The 24,644-nt window shown below is 41.7% G+C and carries 19 protein-coding genes; 16 read left to right on the top strand and 3 right to left on the bottom strand.

Annotated features, from left to right (window positions below; all coding sequences use genetic code 11):
- Positions 1 to 19: 19 nt before the first annotated feature.
- A complete protein-coding gene (locus DXB39_RS09680) occupies positions 20 to 1,270 on the bottom strand; it encodes an HlyC/CorC family transporter (RefSeq protein ID WP_117698829.1) in 1,251 nt (416 codons plus the stop codon).
- Position 1,271: 1 nt separating this feature from the next.
- Positions 1,272 to 1,511, bottom strand: a complete 240-nt coding sequence (locus DXB39_RS09675) for a hypothetical protein (RefSeq protein ID WP_022244383.1) — start codon at positions 1,509 to 1,511, stop codon at positions 1,272 to 1,274.
- A gap of 128 nt (positions 1,512 to 1,639) precedes the next feature.
- On the opposite strand from DXB39_RS09675, the gene DXB39_RS09670 reads away from it, so the two are divergent.
- The 4 genes from DXB39_RS09670 to DXB39_RS09655 all read left to right on the top strand — a co-directional run bounded on the left by DXB39_RS09670 (position 1,640) and on the right by DXB39_RS09655 (position 4,427).
- Complete coding sequence (locus DXB39_RS09670; RefSeq protein WP_117698828.1) at positions 1,640 to 2,281, top strand: HAD family hydrolase; 642 nt, start codon at positions 1,640 to 1,642, stop codon at positions 2,279 to 2,281.
- 354 nt (positions 2,282 to 2,635) lie between these two features.
- A complete protein-coding gene (locus DXB39_RS09665) occupies positions 2,636 to 2,959 on the top strand; it encodes a PadR family transcriptional regulator (protein ID WP_117841831.1) in 324 nt (107 codons plus the stop codon).
- Positions 2,956 to 3,648, top strand: coding sequence for a DUF1700 domain-containing protein (locus DXB39_RS09660; RefSeq protein WP_158564722.1), 693 nt, complete (start codon positions 2,956 to 2,958; stop codon positions 3,646 to 3,648). Before DXB39_RS09665 ends, DXB39_RS09660 begins: the two co-directional genes overlap by 4 nt.
- Entirely contained in the window at positions 3,645 to 4,427 is a 783-nt protein-coding gene (locus DXB39_RS09655; RefSeq protein WP_117841833.1) for a DUF4097 family beta strand repeat-containing protein, read from the top strand. Before DXB39_RS09660 ends, DXB39_RS09655 begins: the two co-directional genes overlap by 4 nt.
- An 86-nt stretch (positions 4,428 to 4,513) precedes the next feature.
- Here the strand turns inward: DXB39_RS09655 and DXB39_RS09650 are convergent, their stop codons facing one another.
- Positions 4,514 to 5,080: an ECF transporter S component gene (locus tag DXB39_RS09650; protein WP_022244388.1), complete on the bottom strand. Its 567-nt coding sequence runs from the start codon at positions 5,078 to 5,080 to the stop codon at positions 4,514 to 4,516.
- A 210-nt stretch (positions 5,081 to 5,290) separates the two neighbouring features.
- On the opposite strand from DXB39_RS09650, the gene DXB39_RS09645 reads away from it, so the two are divergent.
- The 12 genes from DXB39_RS09645 (at position 5,291) to DXB39_RS09600 (ending at position 24,032) form a co-directional block, all read left to right on the top strand.
- Positions 5,291 to 6,523, top strand: coding sequence for a CapA family protein (locus tag DXB39_RS09645; protein WP_117841834.1), 1,233 nt, complete (start codon positions 5,291 to 5,293; stop codon positions 6,521 to 6,523).
- 106 nt (positions 6,524 to 6,629) lie between these two features.
- Complete coding sequence (locus DXB39_RS09640; protein WP_117841835.1) at positions 6,630 to 8,393, top strand: S8 family peptidase; 1,764 nt, start codon at positions 6,630 to 6,632, stop codon at positions 8,391 to 8,393.
- A gap of 123 nt (positions 8,394 to 8,516) precedes the next feature.
- Positions 8,517 to 12,785 (top strand): EAL domain-containing protein, encoded by a 4,269-nt coding sequence (locus tag DXB39_RS09635; RefSeq protein ID WP_117841836.1) that lies wholly within the window; start codon positions 8,517 to 8,519, stop codon positions 12,783 to 12,785.
- Between the two features lie 360 nt (positions 12,786 to 13,145).
- The gene (locus DXB39_RS09630) at positions 13,146 to 15,782 is read left to right on the top strand and encodes a cation-translocating P-type ATPase (protein WP_117841837.1); all 2,637 of its coding nucleotides are present in this window, start codon (positions 13,146 to 13,148) and stop codon (positions 15,780 to 15,782) included.
- Between the two features lie 318 nt (positions 15,783 to 16,100).
- Positions 16,101 to 16,532 (top strand): hypothetical protein, encoded by a 432-nt coding sequence (locus DXB39_RS09625; RefSeq protein ID WP_117698821.1) that lies wholly within the window; start codon positions 16,101 to 16,103, stop codon positions 16,530 to 16,532.
- A 33-nt stretch (positions 16,533 to 16,565) separates the two neighbouring features.
- Positions 16,566 to 16,709, top strand: coding sequence for a hypothetical protein (locus DXB39_RS14940; protein ID WP_197420839.1), 144 nt, complete (start codon positions 16,566 to 16,568; stop codon positions 16,707 to 16,709).
- A 342-nt stretch (positions 16,710 to 17,051) separates the two neighbouring features.
- On the top strand, positions 17,052 to 20,480 hold the full coding sequence (locus tag DXB39_RS09620) for an ABC transporter ATP-binding protein/permease (RefSeq protein WP_117841838.1): 3,429 nt from the start codon (positions 17,052 to 17,054) through the stop codon (positions 20,478 to 20,480).
- 65 nt (positions 20,481 to 20,545) lie between these two features.
- Positions 20,546 to 20,980, top strand: coding sequence for a MarR family winged helix-turn-helix transcriptional regulator (locus DXB39_RS09615; protein ID WP_117698820.1), 435 nt, complete (start codon positions 20,546 to 20,548; stop codon positions 20,978 to 20,980).
- 123 nt (positions 20,981 to 21,103) lie between these two features.
- The gene (locus tag DXB39_RS09610) at positions 21,104 to 21,610 is read left to right on the top strand and encodes a DUF2798 domain-containing protein (protein ID WP_117698819.1); all 507 of its coding nucleotides are present in this window, start codon (positions 21,104 to 21,106) and stop codon (positions 21,608 to 21,610) included.
- A gap of 72 nt (positions 21,611 to 21,682) precedes the next feature.
- Entirely contained in the window at positions 21,683 to 22,951 is a 1,269-nt protein-coding gene (locus DXB39_RS09605) for a Y-family DNA polymerase (protein WP_117698836.1), read from the top strand.
- Complete coding sequence (locus tag DXB39_RS14670; protein WP_147326048.1) at positions 22,941 to 23,126, top strand: hypothetical protein; 186 nt, start codon at positions 22,941 to 22,943, stop codon at positions 23,124 to 23,126. The genes DXB39_RS09605 and DXB39_RS14670 overlap by 11 nt, the downstream gene beginning before the upstream one ends.
- Before the next feature lie 114 nt (positions 23,127 to 23,240).
- Positions 23,241 to 24,032, top strand: coding sequence for a sporulation initiation factor Spo0A C-terminal domain-containing protein (locus DXB39_RS09600; RefSeq protein WP_117698818.1), 792 nt, complete (start codon positions 23,241 to 23,243; stop codon positions 24,030 to 24,032).
- Positions 24,033 to 24,644: the final 612 nt, after the last annotated feature.

Here is a 24,644-nt window from a genome sequence, read left to right as displayed (position 1 = left end):
AAGGTATATCGAAAACTCCCTAAGGAGTTTTCAGATATACCTTTTCGATTCTGTTCTTATCCATTTTTTCAACCCGGAGCAGGATTCCATTTTCTGTGGTAATGGATTCTCCCTCGTCCGGAAGATGGTCTAAATGTTCTAAGATATAGCCGCCAATGGAATCATAATCTTCTGACTCTAAATGAATCCCCAGTTTTTCGCACATATCATAAAGGTTCATGGAACCATTGACCAGGTATTCTTTTTCACTTAAAGCAGTAATATCAGCTTCTTCATTGGCATCATATTCGTCATGAATTTCGCCTACAATTTCCTCTAATAAATCCTCTAAAGTAACAAGACCGGCAGTTGCACCATATTCATCTAATACGATAGCAATGTTGAGGGAAGAAGCCTGCATTTCTTTTAATAATTCAGCAGTATTCTTATGCTCATATGTAAAGAACGGTTCCCGCATAATAGAGCGGATGGAAAAATTCGTCCGGTCATCATAGAGCAATAAATCCTTTACATTTAAAATACCAATGACATTGTCCGTGGTATCTTCATATACTGGTAATCTTGTATATTTGGCTTCCCGGAAAATCTCTAATAATTTTTCGTAGCTGGCATTGACATCTACGAAAGTCATATCTATGCGGGGAACCATAATTTCTTTTGCTTCAGAATCAGTTAAATCGAACACATTATTAATCATATTGCGTTCTTCATTCTCAATAACACCGGATTCGTGACTGACATTTACGATAGTACGAAGCTCGGCTTCTGTCATGGTCTGCTTCTTGGCATCAGGATTAATATGCAGGAGCTTTAAGAAGCCATGGGAAAGCATATTAATAATAAAGATGACAGGAGTAAGAACCTTCATAAGAAAGCTGACAACTCCGGAGTACGCCAATGCCAGTTTTTCGGAATGTATGGTAGCAATTGTTTTTGGAGTGATTTCACCGAAAATCAGAATCAAAACAGTTAAAATTCCAGTTGATATTCCGGCAGCAACACTTCCGAAAATGCGGATGGCAAGTGCTGTAGAAATAGCAGAGGCGGATAAGTTTACAATATTATTTCCGATTAAAATAGCGCTTAACATCTTAGATGAATGATCCGTGATAGCAAGCACGCGCTTTGCCCTTACATTTCCTTCATCTGCCAAGGTCCGCATCTTAATCCGGTTAACGGTTACAAGGGCGGTTTCAGCAGAAGAAAAGAATGCTGATAAAAGAATCAGTATGACAAGACTTACTAATTGGATGATATCTGTTCCACTCAAATTAGTCCACCTGCAGATTGGAATAGTAATCCGTAAGAGCACTTAAATCTACCTCTGTATAGGATACCGGTTTATTTGCTTCATGATTTTTATAAATGGAGAAGCCTGCCCAGCCTATGATAAGTGCAATGACAACAACGGTAGCGGTATAACCCAGATAACGCTTGCATTTCTCCTGTTTCATTATTTTTTTACGATTTTTCTTTTGTTCTTTATAACGGTCAACTTTTTCCTGACTCATAAGAAATCTCCTTGCAATTTTTTTTATAATAATGGTATTATACACCATGTAGGAATAAAATTGAACAAAAAATTCAAAAACTAATAGAAAACTAATAGAAAACAGAAAAATAGAAGAAGGAAAGAAAAATGAAGCAGGGAATAATTTTTGATATGGATGGAACTCTGTGGGATTCTACAGTCGGTGTGGCAGAATCCTGGAATGAAATATTAAAACAGGAAAAAGTGAACCGTACACCTCTGACTGTAGAGGATTTTCGTGGAATCATGGGAAAAACAATGGATGTTATTGCAGCAAAATTTTTCCCGGATATGCCGGAAAAAGAGCGGATGGAACTTTTAGATAAATGTGGCGAATATGAAAATGAATATCTGTCCGGGCATGGTGCGGTGTTATATCCGGGTGTGGAAGAAACCTTTGCAAAGCTGAAGGAAAAATATGAACTTTATATCGTAAGCAATTGTCAGAGCGGATATATCGAGGCTTTTCTTTCTTATTATAACTTAGGAAAATATATTTCGGATATAGAATGCTATGGAAATAATGAAAAACAGAAAGAAGATAATATAGCCCTGGTAGTATCCCGGAATGCACTTACCGATGCAGTGTATGTGGGAGATATCCAGAGCGATTACGAATCCAGCAAAAAGGCAGGAGTCGCTTTTATCCATGCAGCATATGGATTTGGCACAATTGATGATGAAGTACCGGAAATTGAAAATTTGTCACAGCTTCCGGAAGTGGTAGAAAAAGTATTTGCCGGAAAATAATTAAAATAGAAAACAGGAAACGAATGTAGAAATAAGAGAAAAAGAGTCTTGGTTGTTTGAAAAGAACGAAGCAAGGCTCTTTTTTTGCTTTACAGGAAATTGCTTTCCTGTAAAGTAAAAAACGCTCCGCGAGGATGCGCACTGCGGCGTATAAGGTAGATGTCGCAAGCGACCGCCGCAGGCGCGGGAATGTGCCAAGGCACATTCTTTTTTCTTGCCCGCATTCGTAAAAGGCTGCCAGTGACAGGTTTTATAGGTTGACAAATAATATTATATGATATATAGTATTGAATATAAAATAGTAATGCATTAAAAATAATATTATATTTATGAAAATCTGGAGGGAGTGATTGCATGGTATTTAATACAGGCGCGGCACTTCTGGATGCAATTGTTTTAGCTGTAGTATCAAAGGATGAGGAAGGTACTTATGGTTATAAGATTACGCAGGATGTGCGGAAAGCCATTGAAGTGTCAGAATCAACGCTGTATCCGGTGTTGCGAAGATTGCAGAAGGACGGTTGTCTGGAAGTATACGACAGAGAATGTGGGGGCAGAAATCGAAGGTATTATAAGATAACTGGGAATGGAAATGAAAGATTAACATATTATCGGAAGGAATGGGAAAATTATTCTTCGAAAATAACAGAATTATTTTCCAGAGAGGAGAAGATATGAACAGACAGGAGTTTATGAGAAGGCTGGAGCAGTTATTAGAAGGAATTCCGGAAGAGGAAAAACGGGAAGCAATTGCATACTATACCAGCTACTTTGAGGATGCAGGAGAAGAAAATGAAGAGAAGATAATCCGGGAATTAGAATCTCCGGAAAAAGTGGCAGCAACCATCCGGGCAGATTTCCCAGGATGCAATAATAGTGAGACAGCATCTTCCGGTAATCAGCAGAATTATAACGGTGCAAGCCAGAGTATGGGACAGCAGAATTATAACGGTGCAAGCCAGAATATGGGGCAGCAGAATTATAACGGAACGATCCAGAAGGAAGACAATACTACAAGAAATATTTTGCTGATTATTCTGCTGGTGATTACTTCACCAATCTGGGGAAGTATTTTAGTGGCAATTGGTGGAACTTTATTGGGAATTACCGGAGGACTATTTGGAATTGCAGTCGGCTGTGTAATCGGCGGAATAGCGGTAGCAGGTGTAGCAATTACAATTCTGGTAACAGGCACAATTTCCCTAGGTCTTATTTCTATGGCAGCCGGACTTCTGATGCTTGCAATCGGATTATGCGCAGCCGGACTTCTGGTTTTGGTATGTGGAAAGTTTCTCCCATGGTTGGCAAAAGGAATTGCAAACTTATGGCAGTCATTATTTAAGAAGAAAGGGGGCGCTTGCGCATGAAAAAAGCATTAAAAATTATTTTTGGTATTGCATTAGGCTGCTTTCTTTTAGGCTGCGTGGTATTAGGAATTGGAATTGCAACCGGTGGAACCATGCGGGAATTTGTAGAAGCAGTGCAAAATAATAAATTTGCATTTCATTGGGATATAACTGACTGGGAAGGACAGGATAAAGGAACAGCCAGTACAGAAGAGACTGCATTTGCACCGGAAGATGTGAAATCACTTGATATCGATATGGATGCAGGAATGTTGAAAGTAGTCAAAGGAAAAGGCAAAGAGATTAAGGTAATAACAACTTCTAAAAATGCAGAGATAGAGACTGCATTGGAAGATGGAACTTTAACAATCAGCGAAAATTCCCATGCAGCATATTGGGGAGATGGAGTGCATCGTTTACAGGTGGTTATTGAAGTGCCGGAACAGCTTGAGTTAGAGGAACTTTCAGTTGAAGTCGGAGCAGGAAATATTGATATAAAAGAAGGACTGTTGACGACAGCATATGCAAGCTTGGATGTGGATGCCGGAAATCTTGATTTTGCCGGTGAAGTAAAAGGTGATTTAGACGCCAATTGTAATGTGGGAAATATGGAATTGAAATTAACCGGAGAGCAGCAGGATTACAATTATAGTTTAAGCTGTGATGTTGGTTCTATAAAAGTAGGAGATATTTCCGTTTCCGGACTTGGCAGAGAAAAAGAAATCGACAATGACGCAGATTATGATATGGATGTAAGTTGTGATGTGGGAAATATTGATGTGATTTTTGAAAAACGATGAGAAACACCCTTTGCGGGCTGCCAGCATAAAAATGATAGCAGATAATGTGAAAAGACATTGCCTGCTATCATTTTTTATAAAATTATTTACTTGGAAACCCACTCATTTACATCATTGATTTTACTTAAAACCGGGAGCAGAATCAGGCAGAGAATAATGCCGACAACACCCTGGACGATATTGAATGGAATACCTGCAGCAGAAGAAGCAATTCCGGTAGCAAGAGCAGCGGAGGAGAAAGAACCGCTGGCAAATGCAGCAAGACCTGCTTCAAACAGGAAGTAGCCAAGTACCATAAGAGCCTCACCTACGATACCGCCGATAACAACGCGGACACTGCGGTTAGCTTTGGAAGAAATGTTAAGACGCAGTTTGTGGAACAGAAGTCCGGCGATGCATGCGGTCAGAGCCTTGATGATTAAAGTGGCAGGAGCCCAGGTCATATAGCCGGAGAAAATATCAGCAAACATGGAGCCGATACCAGCGGCAAGTGCACCAATTCCAGGTCCTAAGATAATACCACATAGGAGTACCAGTCCGTCTCCTAAATGAATATATCCAAAAGTTGGTGTAGGAATCTTAATAATCATAGTTGCAATGCAGGTAAATGCAGCAAGCAAGGCCGCAGTAACCATTTTCTTTGTATTTTTCATAATAAAGTAAATCCTTTCTCTGGTATGTGATCTGCAAATCGTTTTCCCTATCATATGAAAAAAGTGGTTTGATTAAAATAGCCAGATATAATAAATGTGACCATGCCAGCTTGAAGGCAAAAGGAGTATACAAATTTTAACGATTGCCGAAATGCTCATTCATTGGTAAAATAGTCACGGAAACATGACTACAAAAAAGGAGATAAAATAATGAAGAAAGAAGTTCGGATTGCATTATATATAGTTTCTATAGTGTGTGTGATTCTGCTGGGTGCAGCAATGATATATGCAGCCCATCACGGTGGAAGCATCCGCCAGAAGGACAGCCGGCAGACTGCCGCAACAGCAGGGACAGAAGCGGCAGAAGACAGCAAGGATAAAAATGGAGAATCCGATTTAAAGACCAGTGATAAAACTGACGGTAAAAATGATGCGGAAGCCGGAAAGGATGCAGCTTCTGAAGATGCAGATAAGAATACGGAAAAAAATGAAGAAACAACAGATGTAACAGAAGATACAACACTGATGTTTACCGGAGACGTACTTTTTGCCAATTCTTTTAAAACAAACTATGATGCCGGAGGCATAGATGCTGTCATAGATAATGGCATGAAAGAGCTGCTTGTAAATGCAGATATTACCATGGTAAATGAAGAATTTCCGTTTAGTAACCGGGGCACCCAGATGGAGGACAAGCAGTATACCTTCCGCACAGACCCATCCTATGCAGCAGCATTAAAGGAAATGGGCGTGGACGTGGTCACTCTGGCAAATAATCATATCCTCGATTATGGAAGGGAAGCATTGAGTGATACGTTTACAACATTAGATGGACAGGGCATTTTATATGCCGGAGCAGGGGACAGCGTAGAGCGGGCGCAGGAAGTGCAGGTAATAGAAGTAAATGGGAAAAAGTATGGATTTCTTGCAGCATCCCGTGTACTTCCGGTTGCCGGCTGGAATGTAGAAAGCGCAGTACCGGGAGTCCTTTCTACTTATGATGAAACGCGGTTTGTCAATGCCATTGCCGAAGCGCGCAGTCAGTGTGATGTGCTGGTGGTTTATGTCCACTGGGGCTTGGAACATCAGGAAAAACCTGAGGCATATCAGAGAACGCTGGCACAGAAATATATTGAAGCCGGTGCAGATGTAGTGTTTGGTGCACATTCCCATTGTCTGCAGGGCATTGAATATATCGACGGAAAGCCGGTGTTTTACAGCCTTGGCAATTTTGTTTTTGGCAGCAGCATTGAGCGCACCATGGCAGTGGAAATGGTAGTGGATAAGGATGGTGCAATTTCTTATAAGCTGGTGGGAGCAAAGGCAGAAAATGGAAAGACCAGACAGATGAATGAATTAGAACAGCAGCAGTTGAATGACTATATCAACAGCATTTCCTTTGGCGTAACGGTGCAGGATGACGGAACCGTAACACCACAATAAGAGACAGCAGAGTATGAAACAGTATTGGTACAATACGCTGAAAAGAAGTGCATAAAAATACCGGATTGCGATAGAGTAGTAATAAAAGAAATTGCCGGGAGATGGAATGAACAGTTCGAAACGGGAAAACTTACTGAATCTGGCACTGGATGCAACGGAAGAGGAAAGACTGCAGTCCTTAAACTTAAATGTAGGATATCAGGAAGAAACGGACACATGGGAAGTCATTGTAAAATATACCGGAAGTCTCAGAAAATTAGAGGAGATATTTCCGAATATTGAAGTTACAGAACTGAGCAATGAATATGCAGTTATCCGGCTGCCGGAGGCTTTGATGGATGCGGTAACAGACCGGACAGAAATTGAATATATGGAAAAACCAAAGAGGCTCTTTTTCTCTGTACAGCAGGGAATCAGAGCCTCCTGCATTACGTCCCTTTATACAAGAAAAATGGGGTTAGGGGGAACGGGATTGAGTGGGAAAGGTGTGATAACGGCATTTTTAGATAGTGGCATCGATTACAGACACCCGGATTTTAGAAAGGAAGATGGAAGCAGCCGGATTCTGGCAATCTGGGATCAGACCATTGCAGGAAATCCACCGGCGGGATTCAGGCTTGGAACGGAATACGACCGGGACATAATCAATGAAGCATTGCAGCAGGAGGATATACAGGATGGGTACCGTATCTGCCCCAGCCGGGATTTATCCGGGCACGGAACCCATGTGGCAGGAATCGCAGCGGGAAATGGAAGATCATCCAATGAAAGAAACCGGGGCGTGGCATATGAAAGTGATTTGCTGGTGGTAAAGCTTGGCACACCGGGAAAAAATTCCTTTCCAAGGACAACAGAGCTGATGCTTGGAATGGATTATATTCTCCGGAAAGCACTGGAACTTAAGCAGCCGGTGGCAGTAAATATAAGCTTTGGCAATACCTATGGTTCCCATGATGGAACCTCTCTTCTTGAAACCTATTTATCTGATATGGCAAATTACTGGAAATCGGTTCTGGTGATTGGCACCGGAAATGAAGGCAGTGCCAGAGGGCATACCTCCGGGCAGCTTGTAATGGGAAGAGAACAGGAAGTGGAATTCGCAGTAGGAGAATATGAGCCTGCGTTAAGCTTACAAATCTGGAAATCCTATGCGGATATTTTTTCCATCCGGATGACACATCCTAGTGGGAAAACGGTGGGGATTATCCGGCAGCTGCAGGGCCCCCAGAGATTTACTATCGAAGGAACGCAGGTTTTATTATATTTTGGAGAACCAAGCCCTTTCAGTCCTTTTCAGGAAATCTATTTTGATTTTCTTCCGGTGGAAAATTATATCGACAGCGGAATCTATAAAATAACGCTGATACCGGAAAAGATTGTAACCGGGGCCTATAATATGTGGCTGCCTTCCCTTGCGGTCATCGGAGAAGCAACCGGATTTTTATATCCCACAGAAGAGACAACGCTTACAATTCCATCCACTGCCTATAAGGTAATTTCGGTGGGGGCCTATGATGCAAGATATAATCAGGTGGCAGCCTTTTCCGGGAGAGGGTTCACCAGAGAGACCAATCAGGTGAAACCGGACATCTGTGCGCCAGGGGTGGACATTGAATCCTGTGCACCGGGCGGCGGTTATACCGTACGAAGCGGAACTTCAATGGCAACGCCATTTGTAACCGGGACGGCAGCACTTTTTATGCAATGGGGAATTGTAGAGAAACATGATGCTTTTTTATATGGGGAAAAAATAAAAGCATATCTCATCCGGGGAGCAAGACCACTGCCGGGATATTCTTTTTTCCCAAATCCAAGGCTGGGCTGGGGTGTATTGTGTGCAGCGGACAGCCTGCCATCGGATGCCGGATGAATACGGTTGTGCTTTTATGACACTTTTCTGAATAAATATTGTAAAAAACGATAATTTGATGTACAATTAAATAATGCAGGAAGGAATGTATAGACAGAAAAATATATATTTTTTGGAGGGGCTATGCAGGAGAAGAATACGCTGGATGAATTGTTTAAAGGGAAAAAAGGATTTGCGGAATGTTACCAGACTCTGCAGTTATTAAGTGAAAGTACCGATGATTATTTATTTCTGGCAGATTTAAAAGAGGGTAAATTTTATTTCGCCAGCAATGATATATCAAAGAGATATGCATTGCGCATGGATGAAAACAACAGCTGCGGCATAGATGACTGGAAAGATATTGTATATGAAAGAGACTTAAACCAGTGGGTTAATGATATGGAATCTATCTGCTCTGGAAAAAGCCTGATACATGATTTGGAATACCGGCTGGTAGACAGAAACAGCAATCTGGTCTGGATCAGCTGTCGTGGGAAAGCTGAACTGGATGAGACCGGGATTCCTTATGTAATGGTGGGAAGAACATCAGATACTGTCCTTTTGGGAAAGACAGATTCACTTACCGGACTTTTTAATAGTACTAAATTAATGGAACATCTGGATGAAATGCTGAACAGCAGAAAAGAAGGTGTTTTACTTGTTCTTGGTGTGGATAATTTTAAAAATATCAATACGAAATATGGAAGAGGCCATGGTAATTTTATTTTAAAGAGGATTGCGGCTCTTCTGGAAAATAGTATTGATGAAAACATAAAAATTTATCGTCTGGATGGTGACCGGTTTGCAGTTAATTTTGTGGGATATGATATGGAGGCTGTGCGTGAGGTATACCAGAATATACAGATGAAGATGATGGAGAACTGTACCTTTTCAGCAGGTGCAGTCTGCTATCCGATGTCCGGAATCAAGGATGCCAATACACTGTTTAACTATGCGGAAAGTTCTCTGGACCGTGCCAAGAAGAGCGGTAAGAACCGGTTGATTCTTTTCTCAGCAGAAGATTATGAGAAACAGTTGTCGGTTATTGACTTAACAGAAGAAATCAGAAAGAGTATCCGCAACCAGTGTGATGGATTTTATCTTCTCTTCCAGCCACAGATTGGGATGAGTAATTATGAAGTAGTGGGAGCAGAGGCACTGCTCCGTTTCCGCTCAAAATATCATGGGGTGGTGTCACCAAATCTTTTTATTGGAATATTAGAGCAGAGCGGAATGATTGTGCAGGTGGGAAAATGGGTATTAAAGGAAGCCATTGCCCAGTGTGCAAAGTGGCGGCGTTATAATCCGGAATTCCGTATGAGTATTAATCTTTCTTATATACAGTTACAGCAGCCGGATTTAAGCCAGTACATTTATGATTTATTAGAACAGGAAGGAATTCCCGGAGAAGCTATTATTCTGGAACTGACAGAAAGCATGCAGTTACAGGATTATACCAAATACAATCAGTTATTTTATCAGTGGGGCAAGCGTGGTATACAGATTTCCATGGATGATTTTGGAACCGGATATTCCAGCTTAAGTTATCTTAAGAGTCTGGCAATTGATGAGATTAAAATTGACCGCTGCTTTGTCAGCCGGATTAATATGAGTGCATACAATTACCGGCTTCTTCGTAATATTTTGGAACTGGCAAGAAGTGCACAGATCCGGGTAGTATGTGAAGGGGTAGAAACACCGGAGGAATTACAGACACTTGCAGAGCTTGCACCTGAAGTTTTACAGGGGTTCTATTTCAGTAAACCGATTGAAGAAGAGCTGTTTGAAAAACAGTATATTTTTGGCCATGTAGAGGAAGAACGGTGGCAGGAAGATTGTGGGAATAGCACAGTGATTCTGCCGGAAGCAGGAGATGGTACCGATTATAAAGCAATATTAGACCAGTTAGAAGAGATGGTCTATGTCATAGATGCGGAAAGCTATGAGTTATATTATATGAACTCTGCCGGACAACGAATCAGCGGCGTCAGTGATTATGCCGGCAAGAAATGTTATCAGGTATTAGAGGGCAGGGAAGAACCGTGCCCGGACTGTAATATGGCAAAATTAAAGCATAAGAAGTTTTTGACCAGATATGCAAATAATGAATTCTTAGGAACCCAGATGTTGATGAAGGATAAATTAGTAAACTGGGGCAATAAGGCAGCACGCCTTCAGATAGGTATTGACATGAATACCATCAATATTTCCATGAGCAGGCTGGAAGAACAGTTAGAAGTGGAAAAGGGCATTGTGAAAGCCTTGGAAGAGGCGAAAGAAAAAGAAAATGAAGCTGATATCATCAGTGAACTTCTTCATCATACCGGGGAATTTTATCAGGCAGACCGCTGCTATATCTTTTTATATTCCAAAGAGGCAGATAGCTGGAGCAATGTCTGTGAGTGGTGTGAAAATGAGATTCAGAGCCAGCAGCTTTACCTCGCATCAGTACCGGGTGACCGGGTAAAACTGGTGATTGGCAGTCTGAAGGAAGACAGACCGGTTATTATCAAAGATGTGGATATGTATCGGGAGTCAGCACCGGATTTGTGGAAAATATTAGTGCATCAGGAAATACGCAGGCTGATGCTTCTTCCATTGTTAAAGGAAGGTCATTTATTTGGATTTATTGGTGTGGATAATCCGAAATACCGCCCAAATGATAAGACTTTTATTGCCAGAATACGTCCTTTTATTTCAAATATACTGATTCGTGACGGAATGATGGATGTAAAGAGTGAAATGATAGCCCGTATGACGGGTATGCTGAAGGAAGAAAATATATTACAGTCTGTAAAACTGGGACTGTGGACGCTGGAACTGGATACGGTCAATGGAAAGAACCGTCTGTATGTGGATAAGAGCATGCGCAGCATTCTGGGCATAGACGACATTATGAACAGCGAGGAATATTTCAGGTTCTGGTATGATAACATCAGTGATGGTTATTACGATTATGTACAGAATACATTACATGATATTATTACAACCGGAAAGATTATTGAGATGGAATATACCTGGAATCATCCGGAACGTGGAAATGTGACAGTACGCTGTGTTGGAGTGCTTGGTCATCAGGAAAATGGTGTCTATACATTAAAAGGATATCATCGTATCAATAATGATATGATTCGGAAAAAATTTTTAAAGAGTCAGGAATATGAACGTATGGAGTATAATGAGAAGAAACATACCATTTATTTCCATACAAATCGTTCTATGTTAAAGGGAAATCAGCTAAAAGAGGTTGGATTTCCGGAAAGCTGGGAGGATGGAATGGTACATCCCCATTTCCGGGATGTATTTCATGCAGCGTTTACCGGTGTAGAATATAGAAAAGAGGATCAGGTATTAGAAATTCTTTTAAAAAACAAGCAGGATGAGTTTGAATGGTTCCGCCTGGACATCTGTAAAATCGGAGACCAGAAACAGGATGAAAATTTGAGGATAGTTACTATTTATCAGATTGAAGATCATCAGAATATTCAGTTAAAGTATTTACAGAGAGAAGACTTTTATCAGGCAATGCTGTCGGAGACCGTGGCATATGCTGAGGTAGACCTGAGTAATGGTAAGATTCAAAGCAGTGGTGGACTCTGGAAAGATTACGTAGCAGAGGGCGAGCGGGAAGCATTAAATTATGTGAAGGTTTTCAACCGTCATATTGATGAGCTGGTCTTAGAGGAAGACCAGTTTGGCTGCTATGATGTATTAGAACAGGAAAAGATGGTTTATAATTATAACAGAGGAACGGCTACTGTGAATTATCAGCTTCGCAGAAGGATGGCAAGAGGAAGTTACCACTGGATGGAACTTACCGTACATGTATTTCAGGAGCAGGTGACGGAAAATATGTATGCACTGCTGTATCTTAAGGATATAGATGGACAGAAACGCCGTCAGCAGGAACAGGAGCGTGCAGCCAATACCGATCCGTTGACGAACGTACTGAACCGGCGGATATTTGAACAATATACCAGCCATTATGTATTAGAAGAAGCAAAGAAAGGGGAAGTGTGTGCACTTCTCATATTGGATATTGATAATTTTAAACAGATTAATGATACCAAGGGACATCCATATGGAGATAAAGTATTGCGTACTTTTGTGGATACCATTCATGAAAGCTTCCGCCGTACTGATTATATAGGAAGACTTGGTGGGGATGAATTTGTAGTATTGTTTAAAGGATTTTGCTCAAAGAAAACTTTGGATAAGAGACTGGCACGGATGCAGGAACAGTTGCGGGAGAAGCTTCCGACTCCGGTATCCTGCAGTGTTGGAATCACCCTGATTAAAAAAGACAGCTATAACTATGAAGATAGTATCAGGCAGGCAGATAAAGCTTTGTATACAGCAAAGCATAAAGGAAAGGATACCTGTTGTTACTGGGAAGAGTCAGAAAAATAGGCATTGACGGAGACAAAAGGTATATGTTATGATGATGGCGTATCAGGGAGTAGTTCGCACCGGATAGCCGGTGTTGTATTTTTCGTCATCACGTTATCTGAAGAGGGATAACCGGAATATACACTGCAGAGGAACGAGACTTTTACCGTATTATTTTGATGCGGTAAAAGTGCTCGTTCCTTTTTTGCTTACAGGAAATTGCGTTCCTGTAAAGTAAAAGAGGCTCCGCGAGGATGCGCACTGCGGCGCATAAGGTAGATGCCGCAAGTGACCGCCGCAGGCGCGGGAATGTGCCAAGGCACATTCTTTGTTGCGCATAGTTGATACCCGGTAACATAAAAAGCAGGAGGTTAAGCGTATATGAAAGCATATTGGAATTGTACGAAAGAGCAGTTGGAAGAAATGTTTGGCTTTCGGGAAAAAGGATTAACAGAAGAAGAAGTAGAAAGAATACGAAAAGAGACAGGCGAGAACCGGCTGAGCGAGGGCAGACATAAGAGTCTGCTGCAGGTGTTTTTAAGTCAGTTTTGTGACTTGATGGTCATAATCCTGATTATTGCAGCAATTATTTCCATGTTTTCCGGAAATGTTGAGAGCACTATCGTAATTTTTCTGGTATTACTTATGAATGCTGTTCTTGGTACGATACAGTATAGGAAGGCAGAAAAATCACTGGATAGTTTGAAGGATTTGGCGGCACCAACGGCCCGAGTTATCCGGGATGGAAAACGTCAGGAGATTGCATCCAAAGAGATTGTGCCCGGGGATTATGTAATCTTAGAAGCAGGGGACATGATTGTGGCAGACGGAAGAATTCTTCGCAATTATTCCCTGCAGGTCAATGAAGGCTCACTGACAGGAGAGTCTGTCAATGTAGAAAAAAATGAAGAAGTATTGCCGGAAGAAGTACCGTTGGCAGACCGGAAAAATATGGTATTTTCCGGAAGCTTTGTAACATATGGAAGAGCGGAGGTACTTGTAACAGCAACAGGAATGGAAACGGAATTAGGAAAGATTGCCGGGTTGATGAATCAGACGAAGGAGCGGAAGACTCCGCTTCAGATAAGTCTTGATTCTTTCAGCAAAAAGCTGGCAATACTGATTATGGCAATCTGTGCACTGGTCTTTTGTCTTGGCATTTACCGGAAGATGCCGGTCATTGATGCCATGATGTTTGCTGTTGCACTGGCAGTAGCGGCAATACCGGAAGCATTAGGCTCCATTGTTACAATTGTGCAGGCAATGGGAAGCAGGAGAATGGCAAAGGAGCATGCCATTGTCAAAGAATTAAAAGCTGTGGAAAGCTTAGGCTGTGTATCGGTAATCTGCTCCGATAAGACGGGAACACTGACACAGAATAAGATGCATGTGGAAGAGGTTTATCTGAATGGTATGACTTGTAAACCGGATGAGCTGACCTTAGAAACCAGCCTGCAAAGGCATTTTTTATACAATGCCATTTTAAATAATGATGCCAGCATAACGGATGGAAAAGTACTGGGAGATCCGACAGAATCTGCCCTGTTGGAAATGTTTCACGAAGCCCGCCTGAATCGTGACAGAACGGAAAATGTAGGGCAGCTTACCATACAGGAAGAAACGATTCGAAATATGATTCCGAGATTAGAAGAAATTCCATTTGATTCTGAACGGAAATGCATGAGCAGTAAATACCGGCTGCGTGGCGAAGAAGAAATTATTTTTACAAAAGGAGCAGTAGATGTCCTTTTAAACCGTTGCATAAATGTGGCATATGAAGAAGAGATAAGACCGATGGATAATGTAGAAATCGCAAAAATCCAGAAGCAGAATCAGCATTTTTCTGAAAATGGACTCAGGGTACTGGCATTTGCATGTAAGAAGTCCGGGGGAGAACTGACGGTGGAAAAGGAAAATGGACTTACCTTTTTAGGATTAGCTGCCATGGCAGACCCGCCAAGGGAAGAATCCATACAGGCAGTAGCAGATGCGAAGCGGGCGGGAATCCGCACCGTAATGATTACCGGAGATCACAAAATCACAGCCGTTGCGATTGCAAAGCGTATTGGAATCTATGAAGAGGGGGATCTGGCATTAACCGGAACAGAGCTGGATGCCTGCCCGGAAAAAGAACTGGAAGAAAAAATTGATAAAATATCTGTTTATGCGAGAGTGTCACCGGAACATAAGATACGGATTGTAAAAGCCTGGCAGAAGAGGGGCAATATCGTTTCCATGACCGGAGACGGTGTAAATGATGCACCTGCATTAAAGCAGGCAGACATCGGAGTAGCCATGGGAATAACCGGAACGGAAGTGGCAAAGGATGCGGCAGCCATGATATTAACAGATGATAACTTTGCTACGATTATTAAAGCAGTAACGAACGGAAGAAACATTTACCGTAATATAAAAAATGCTATTTTATTTTTACTTTCCGGCAACATGGCAGGAATTTTATCTGTATTGTATACATCCCTTTTGGGGCTTCCGGTTCCATTTGCTCCGGTGCATTTACTGTTTATTAACCTGCTGACAGATTCCCTTCCGGCAATTGCCATTGGCGTGGAACCGCAGGATGCAAGTTTATTGGAAGAAAAACCAAGGCAGGCATCGGAAGGAATTTTATCTGGAGAGACATTCCGGCGAATTATGTTGCAGGGCTTATGTATTGCGGCATCCACCATGGCAGCATTTTATATCGGAAATGGAAAGGGTGCGGCAATGGCATCCACTATGGCATTTGCAACACTGACATTGGCGCGTCTTTTCCATGGATTTAACTGTCGTGGAAACAAGACCATTTTTGCATTGGGCTTTACCGGAAATCCATACAGTATCCTTGCATTTGTGTCTGGAAGTGTGCTGCTGGGACTGGTGCTTTTTGTACCGCTGCTCCGGGGATTATTTTCAGTAGAATCATTGTCTGGTCCTGCTGTGATTGAGATTATTCTGCTGGCAGCACTTCCGACCGTTGTCATCCAGATGGTCAGAGGAGTGAGAGAGTTAAAAAAATAAGCCAAATTTGCAGCCGGTGTCCGGGAAGAAATTTTTGATGAAATGCGTTATCGTTCTTGAAAGTGTTTTTTCTGATAATAAATTGTCTTTCCGCTGCTTTGACTGCTCACCCCATCTGTCCGTCGGAAGCGGATGCAAACTGGAATCTGCAAGGGCACATAAGAATTTCGATATTGTGTTTGATTTCGGCTGGCAACCGGCGCAAATTCATGCTTGTATTTTTCTCTCTGTCCTTAGCCCATCTGGCTGCATCAACTCTTGACGGAAGCTGTCCTGCGACATATACTAAGCTTAATCACAGGGTAAGGAATGAGACAGATGTATCGGAAAAAGATAATCAGGCATTTGGCACTGCTGTGGAGCATCCTGTTTCTGGTAGCCATTGCAGGCGCATCCACCAGAACAGAACAGGTTTCCCCGGCAGAGAAAGAAGCCTTTGCAGTAAATTACATAGAATTAAAGAATGCACGTCTTTTAGATACTCCGGATAAGATGTTATCCAGAGAGGAGCAGATGCAGAATACAGGCATTGCGGCATTGACACTAGGCTGCAGCGGTAGACTGGCGAACCATAGGAGAAATATTGGAATGATGTTCTGGCTGCTGTTGGTGGTGCTGCCACAGCTTTTTATGGGACGTATTCAGAGGAATCGGAAGAAGCATGGCGATAATGTACTAAGGAGCCTGATGTTAGCAAGGTTTGAGCGGAAGGCGGACGGAAAGAAGGAAGCATTGGCACCCGCATATTAAATACATAAAATAATAATATGCGAGGTGTAAGAAATGAATATTTTTATCTGGATTATGATAATCTTAGGTGGTGGAGTAGGAATTCTTTCCTGTGCTTATCTGGTACTGGCAATGCCGGTACTTCTGGTATGGAAGATTTGCCGGAAGGTAAAATATCACATTGGATTATTTGATTAGAAGATAAAGAAAAGAGGATTCTGGAATCTGGCAGCAGGTCAGAAAACAGAATTCTCTTTTTACTTTACAGGAAATTGCTTTCCTGTAAAGTAAAAAACACTCCGCGAGGATGCGCACTGCGGCGTATAAGGTAGATGTCGCAAGCGACCGCCGCAGGCGCTAGAATGTGCCAAGGCACATTCTTTGTTATGCACTTACGGGTATTTCTAAAATTTTTATGAAAACCATGATATTTTTCGAAAGTGAGATGTAAAAATGTTCGGAATAAGGTAATATAAAAAACAGAGTGAGAAAGAAAAAGTAAAATAGAAAAATAAGAAATGGAAAACGAGAGAATATCATATGCTTCAGATTCAACACATTTATAAGGAATATAAGACCGGAAGTCTGGTGCAGAAGGCACTGGATGATGTCAGCTTAAATTTAAGGGATAATGAGTTCGTGGCAATCCTCGGACCGAGTGGTTCGGGAAAGACCACGTTGCTTAATATAATCGGAGGACTCGACCGTTATGATAGCGGAGATTTGATTATCAATGGAATATCCACGAAGAAATACAAGGACAGGGATTGGGATTCTTACCGGAACCATACCATTGGTTTTGTGTTTCAAAGTTATAATCTGATTCCCCATCAGACGGTACTTGCAAATGTGGAACTGGCATTGACCATTTCCGGTATCGGTAAGGCAGAGCGGAAGAAACGAGCCGTTGCGGCATTAGAGCAGGTGGGACTGGGAAACCAGTTACACAAGAAGCCAAGCCAGATGTCCGGTGGACAGATGCAGCGTGTAGCCATTGCAAGAGCTTTGGTCAATGACCCGGATATTCTGCTGGCGGATGAACCGACGGGAGCATTAGACAGTGACACCAGTGTGCAGGTCATGGATTTGCTGAAGGAAGTGGCAAAAGACCGGCTGGTAGTTATGGTAACCCATAACCCGGAATTAGCAGAGCAGTATGCTACCAGAATTGTTAGATTAAGTGATGGAAAAATTCGTGCTGACTCCAATCCTTATGAAGTGGATGAGGCAATGTTGAAGGAACCGGAGCATAAAAACATGGGAAAATCCTCCATGTCATTTCTTACGGCATTGTCCTTAAGCTTTAATAATTTAAAAACGAAAAAGGCAAGAACCCTGCTGACTTCCTTTGCAGGCTCTATTGGAATTATCGGCATTGCACTGATATTATCTCTTTCTACCGGTGTAAATAAATACATCAAAAATGTAGAGGAAGAGACCTTATCCGAGTATCCGCTGCAGATTCAGAGTACGGGATTCAGTCTGGCATCCATGAGTCTTGGAATGGCAGATTCTGAAAAGAATACGGAAAGTGATGACGGAAATGCCAAAACAGATAAAGAAAATTCCGGGGATAAAGTAAAAGTCATTAAGATGGTAACCAATATGTTTTCCACGATGGCATCTAATGACCTGGAGGCTTTGAAAAAGTATCTTGATGAAGGAGACAGTGGAATTGAGCAGTATACTACAGCGGTGGAGTATACTTATAATATCAGTCCGCAGATTTTTAAGGAAAATGAAGACGGGATACGTCAGGTAAATCCGGACAAATCTTTTGATGCAGTAGGTCTTGGATCTTCATCTGGTTCCAATAGTCTGATGTCATCCATGATGAGCACGGATGTTTTTTATGAGATGCCGGAAAACAGTAAGTTATATGAAAAGCAGTATGATATTAAGGAAGGACGCTGGCCGGAAAATTATAATGAGTGTGTGGTGGTGCTTACTTCCAATGGCGGAATTAGTGACTTTTTACTGTATACATTAGGTCTTCGTGACCCGCTGGAATTAGACGAGATGATACAGCAGTTTGCCAGTGAGGAAAATATTGAGACACCATCTGATTTTGGAACTTATACTTATAAGGATCTGGTAGGAATCCAGTTTAAACTGGTGAACAGTGCGGATTATTATACTTATGATGAAGAGTATCAGGTCTGGAAGGATAAGTCGGATAATGAAGACTTTATGAAACAACTGGTGGCAGATGGAGAAGAGCTTACGATTGTAGGTGTGGTGCAGCCGGCAGAAGGAAGTAATGCCGCATCCTTAAATACAGGAATTGCATATCCAAAATCTCTGACAAAGCATGTGGCAGAGGAATCGGCAAAGAGTGAGATAGTAAAACAGCAGCTTGCAAATCCATCCGTAAATGTCTTTACCAATGAAGCGTTTGGTGAGGTAGATAAGGAAAACGGATTTGATATGCAGTCATTGTTTACCGTAGACAGTGAAGCATTGGAAAAAGCATTTTCCTTTGATGAAAGTGCCTTAAGCGGGTTGGAAAATTCTATGGGGGATATGGGAAGTGCCGATTTGTCCGAAGAATTTTCCGTGGATGCTTTTTCCATGGGTCAGTCAATTTCTGCGGAAGAAATGCAGGCAATTGCAGGCAGTCTCTTAGAGGGCTACCAGCAGTATGCAAAGGATAATCCGCAGGCAGATTATTCGAATCTGTCCCAGTATTTTATGAACTATTTAAATACGGAAGAAGCCCGGAAAATTTTATCCGATAATATCAAAGAGATTATTACGACAAATGGCATGGTAACTATTACACCGGAGCAGATACAGAGCCTCATCCAGCAGATTATGGGTGGATATCAGCAGTATGTCATAGACCATGGTTATACCGACCCGGAGAAATTTGATGAGTACTTAGCAGAATATTTGCAGACAGAGGAAGCCCAGGGAATCATAACAGCGTGGGCATCTGAGATATTTACAGGTAGTGGAAATATTGAGATTACGCAGGAGCAGATGCAGAAATTGTCTTCTGAATTATTTGCAGGTTATCAGACTTATGCACAGAATAATGGATTACCTGACCCGGCAAAATTGGGAGATTCTTTTGCAGCATATCTGAATACAGCAGATGGTCAGCAGAGAATTGCAGCCGGACTTTCGAATGTTATGAATGTGGACGCAGTACAGCAGCAGATGATGACGGCAATACAGCAGTATATGCAGCAGGCAGTGACACAGATGGGAAACAAGCTGCAAAGTGCCATGGCATCCGGCATGCAGGTGGATGAAGAAGCATTTTTAAATGCATTTCAGATTAATATGAATGAGGATGAGCTGACAGAGCTTTTGATGTCTATGGGTTCTGCAACCGGAACAACCTATGAGAATAACTTAAAGAAATTAGGCTATGTGGATTTTGCAGTGCCAAGCGGAATTAATATTTATCCGAAGGATTTTGAAAGCAAGGAGCATGTGGTAGAAATTTTAGATGCATACAATAACCGCATGGAAAAGGAAGGCAGGGACGAGCAGGTGATAACCTATACCGATATGGTAGGAACGCTGATGTCTTCCGTAACCGATATTGTGGATATTATCACATATGTACTGATTGCATTTGTGGCAATTTCGCTGGTGGTATCTTCAATTATGATTGGTGTCATTACTTATATCAGTGTGCTAGAGCGAAGAAAAGAAATCGGAATCCTAAGAGCTATCGGAGCATCGAAGCGGAACGTTTCCCAGGTATTTAATGCAGAGACCTTTATTATCGGACTGTGTGCCGGACTGATTGGAATCGGATTTACACTGCTTCTGATTATTCCGGTCAATGCGATTATCCATAATCTTGCAAATACAACCGATGTAAGTGCGGTGCTTCCGGTAGTTCCGGCACTGGTGCTGATTTTACTCAGTATCCTTTTGACACTTCTGGGTGGTCTGATCCCATCAAAGAAAGCATCGAAGAGTGACCCGGTAACAGCACTCCGGACGGAATAATGAGGTTGACATTTTTTGAAAAACATTTATAATAAGTAGCAAAGCTACCTAAAAGGAGTGAAATTATGGCAGTGAAGATGCCGCTTGGACTTCGGATTGCAATTATAGACCGGGCATTCCGTCGCAAAATGGATGAATGGGCAGAAGAAATCGGAATTACTGCCGTCCAGCTTCGGGTATTAGGAGAAGTCAGTCTGATGGAAGATAATGGAGTGGAAGAAGTAAATCAGAAGGACTTAGAACATATCGAGCAGGTGACACATCCGACAATGACGGGAATTATAAAAAGGCTTGAGGCAAAAGGATTTTTAATCTGTGCACCAAGTGAGAATGACCGGCGTTATAAGAAAATATCCTGTACGGAGAAATCCCGTGGAATTCATAAGGAGATTGCGAAGAAGGAAGCACTGGTTGTAAAAGAAATGTGTAAGGATTTTACACCGGAGCAGATGGAAACATTTCTGCAAATGACAGAGATGATGTTACAGAATATTTCCTAAGCATAAAATAAAAGTGAAATCGGAAGAGGAGGAAGTTACCGTGTAAATTTTCTTTTCTGATTTCACTTTCGTTTTGAACTAATAGGTAGCTTTGCGACTTAATAAAAAATGGAGGTAATGATTATGCCAATGCATAAGAGAGAAAGTTTGATTTATACGGTGTTAATGTGTTTTTCCATGGTGTTATGGATGAGTATGTATAATGTAGCACTGCATATGGGAACACTGAATATGGAAGTAATAAGAGAAGGCTGGCTGGGATTCCCACTGGCATATGTATGCGCAATGTGTCTGGATTGGTTTCTGGTATCTAAAATTGCAAAGGGATTTGCATTTCGTTTTCTGGTAAAACCGGAAAGCAGCACAACGAAAAAAGTGATTGCAGTTTCCTGCTGTATGGTAGTTCCGATGGTAATTTTCATGTCCTTATACGGTGGACTGGAAGCCTGCGTAAAAAGCGGAGCATGGAATATGCTTCTGATTATCTGGCTTACCAATATTCCAAAGAATTTTATTATGGCACTGCCGTTTCAGCTTCTGATTGCAGGTCCGTTGGTAAGAAAGATTTTTCGGACAGCATTTCCGGTTGGAACCGTATTATTAGAAGCAGAAAGTGGAAATCCTGTATAAGAATTCCTCTTGTAAAATCCAAACATATGTGCTAATATAAAACAAGAACAAATGTTCTTGAAAGGCATTGATATGAATGGAAATAAAATCTATTTATGTATTGATTTAAAATCTTTTTATGCATCGGTGGAGTGCGTGGAATGGGGATGGGATCCGCTGACTGCCAGGCTGGTGGTCGCAGACCCGGAACGCTCAGAGAAAACCATCTGTCTTGCCGTATCACCGGCGTTAAAGCAGATGGGAGTTCCCAACCGGTGTCGTGTCTTTCAGATTCCCAAAGAAATTCCATATAAGATGGCACCACCCCGTATGCAGCTATATATTGATTATGCAGCGGAAATCTATGGCGTATATTTAAAATATATTGCAAAAGAAGATATTCAGGTCTATTCCATTGATGAAGCATTTTTGGATGTGACGGATTATCTGCATCTCTACCAGATGACAGCAGTGGAACTGGGCAGGACAATCATGCAGGATATTTTAGATACCACGAAGATTCCGGCTGCCTGTGGTGTAGGAACCAATCTCTATTTAGCGAAGGTTGCTTTAGATATTATGGCAAAGCATGAGACAGACCGGATTGCCTATCTGGATGAAGCACGCTACCGGGAGAAACTCTGGAAACATAAACCGCTGACTGATTTCTGGCGGGTGGGGCGTGGAACGGTAGAGCGTCTATCGAATATGGGCATCTGCACAATGGAAGAGATTGCCCATGCCAGAGAGTCTTTATTATATAAGTCTTTTGGCATAGATGCAGAGCTGTTAATTGATCACGCATGGGGAAGAGAACCGGTAACGATAGCGGACATCAAGGCATATCGGCCGAAGAATACATCCTTTTCCAGCGGTCAGGTGCTGCCGCGGGATTATGAGTATGAGGAAGGTGTACTGGTGGTAAAAGAGATGGCAGATTTATTGTGCCTTGACCTGGTAGACCAGGGTCTTGTAACATCCCATATCAGTCTGGTAATCGGTTACAGCAATCAGAAATGCTTTGAACCGGCGAAGGGAAGCACAACGCTGCGCAGTGCAACCAGCTCCAACCGCCGGCTGCTGTCTTATGTAGAGCAGCTTTATCGGAGAATTGTAAGACCGGGAGCATATATCCGGCGGATTACATTGACTTATACCGGCGTAATGGCAGAAGATTATCAGCAATTTGATTTGTTTTCAAATCCGGAAGAGACAGAGAAGGATGTGAAGGCACAGCGTGCAGCAATCTCCATCAAGCAGCGCTACGGTAAGAATGCTATTTTAAAGGGAATGAATTTGGAAGAGAGTGCAACGACAATAGAACGAAACGGTCAGATTGGAGGGCATAAGAGTGGCGTATAGAAGAGACACCATGGGAGCCGGACAGCAGGAAAACGCATCCGGCTGGAATGAGAGAGAGAATCTGAGAAGAGAGAAAATGGACATCGAAGACCGTGCCAAGCAGTTTATGCCCTTCGATGCCCTGAAGGGCTTTAAGGAAGCACTGCGGAAGAAGGAAAAAGAGAAAGGGTATTGATTTTTTTGACAAAATGATATAAATATATATCTGTAGCATTGTATAGATACAGGGAGTAGATTCCACAAAACAGCTAGGAAGCTGAATCGGAATGCTGAGGGAGGAAAAGAAAGAATGATTCGAATCATGCTTGTAGAAGGTGATAAACTTTTGTGCAAGGAATATGCATTAGAAATAGCCCGGGATGAAGAATTTGCATTGGTAGCGGTAACGGGGCGGCAGAGTGATGCAATCAATATTCTGACAGAACAGGAAGTAGATGCAGTAATTGTAAATTTGGAGTTAGAAGAAGGTGACGGAATCCATCTCATTATAGAGATGAAACGGAAGTTAAAGAAACATCCGGAAATTATCGTAACAACAAATTATGGTTCGGAGCATTTTCTGCATAGCATCAATAAGTTAGATATAGATTTGGTTTATAAGAAAAATAACGAATTATTTTCACCAAAGAAAATTATTGAAATAATTAAGCTGACCGCACCAACGACTGCAGATGTAGAAAGCGAATATCATAATGGAAGAAAGGTAATCTATACGGAACAGGAAGAAACCGAAATTCAGTATGTACTGGCATGGGGTGAACTGATAAAAAGCGGTTTTGAGCCGGACCGAAAAGGAACCAAATATCTTGCAAGAGCAATTGGGATTCTGTTGGCTGTTCCCAATGGTACGTCAATCCAGATAACGAATGATGTTTATCCGCAGGTTGCACAAGTATATCAGACATCAGTAAGTGGTGTGGAAAAATCAATTCGAAATGTAATAGAACGGGTATGGTCAAAGCCAGATAAGGAGACATCATACCTCAAGAATCCAGAATGGAGAGGCTCAATACAGAACAAACCATCGAATACAGAGTATATTCAGTGTGTGGTCAGACGATTGCGGAATGTTTTACATTAAATAAATACTTACAAAATAGAAGAAATTTGAATTTCTAAGGAGATTCAGATTTCTTTTTTTTACGCGAGAAACTCACGAAGTGTGCTTTTCGTAGTTGCCCTGCATTGTAAGAAATTGTGGTTATAGTTATTGGTAAAAATGCACAACCAATTCGTACTTCGTGCATGAGTGTAACCGGTTTTTATATATAATTCGACTTAAAAAATTTTTGGCTCGACCTTGAATCTGCTGGAAAGCGGTAAAGGAAATTTTGAGAAAAACAGCATAAAACAAGGAATTTGGAAGAAAAAATAATAAAAATAAGAGTGGCATAAAAGTCGAATATAGGGTGCTGAAAAGTCGAATTTCAGACAAAAATAAGTCGAATATTTTTCCTTGAAAGTCGAATGGAAAAGGGGAAAAATAGATAACAGACAGGATAAAAACAGAATAATAAAAGTGGAGAAAGTTATGGGATTTCAGGTAAAGTATGAAGAAATTACCAGCATTCGGGAACTGATTCTGGCACAGCTTGACCGGTGGATAGAACAGATAGATGTGGTAAGAAGCAGTATTGTAGAGATTGCTGCCATGTCGGAGATGCATGGAGAGGCAGCAGAGCATGTAAGAAGC

This window comes from Roseburia sp. OM03-7AC (assembly GCF_003462625.1).
In the GTDB taxonomy this organism is placed as follows: domain Bacteria; phylum Bacillota; class Clostridia; order Lachnospirales; family Lachnospiraceae; genus Roseburia_C; species Roseburia_C amylophila.
Note: the sequence above shows the minus strand (reverse complement) of the source record. Positions and strands in the feature narration are given on the sequence as shown.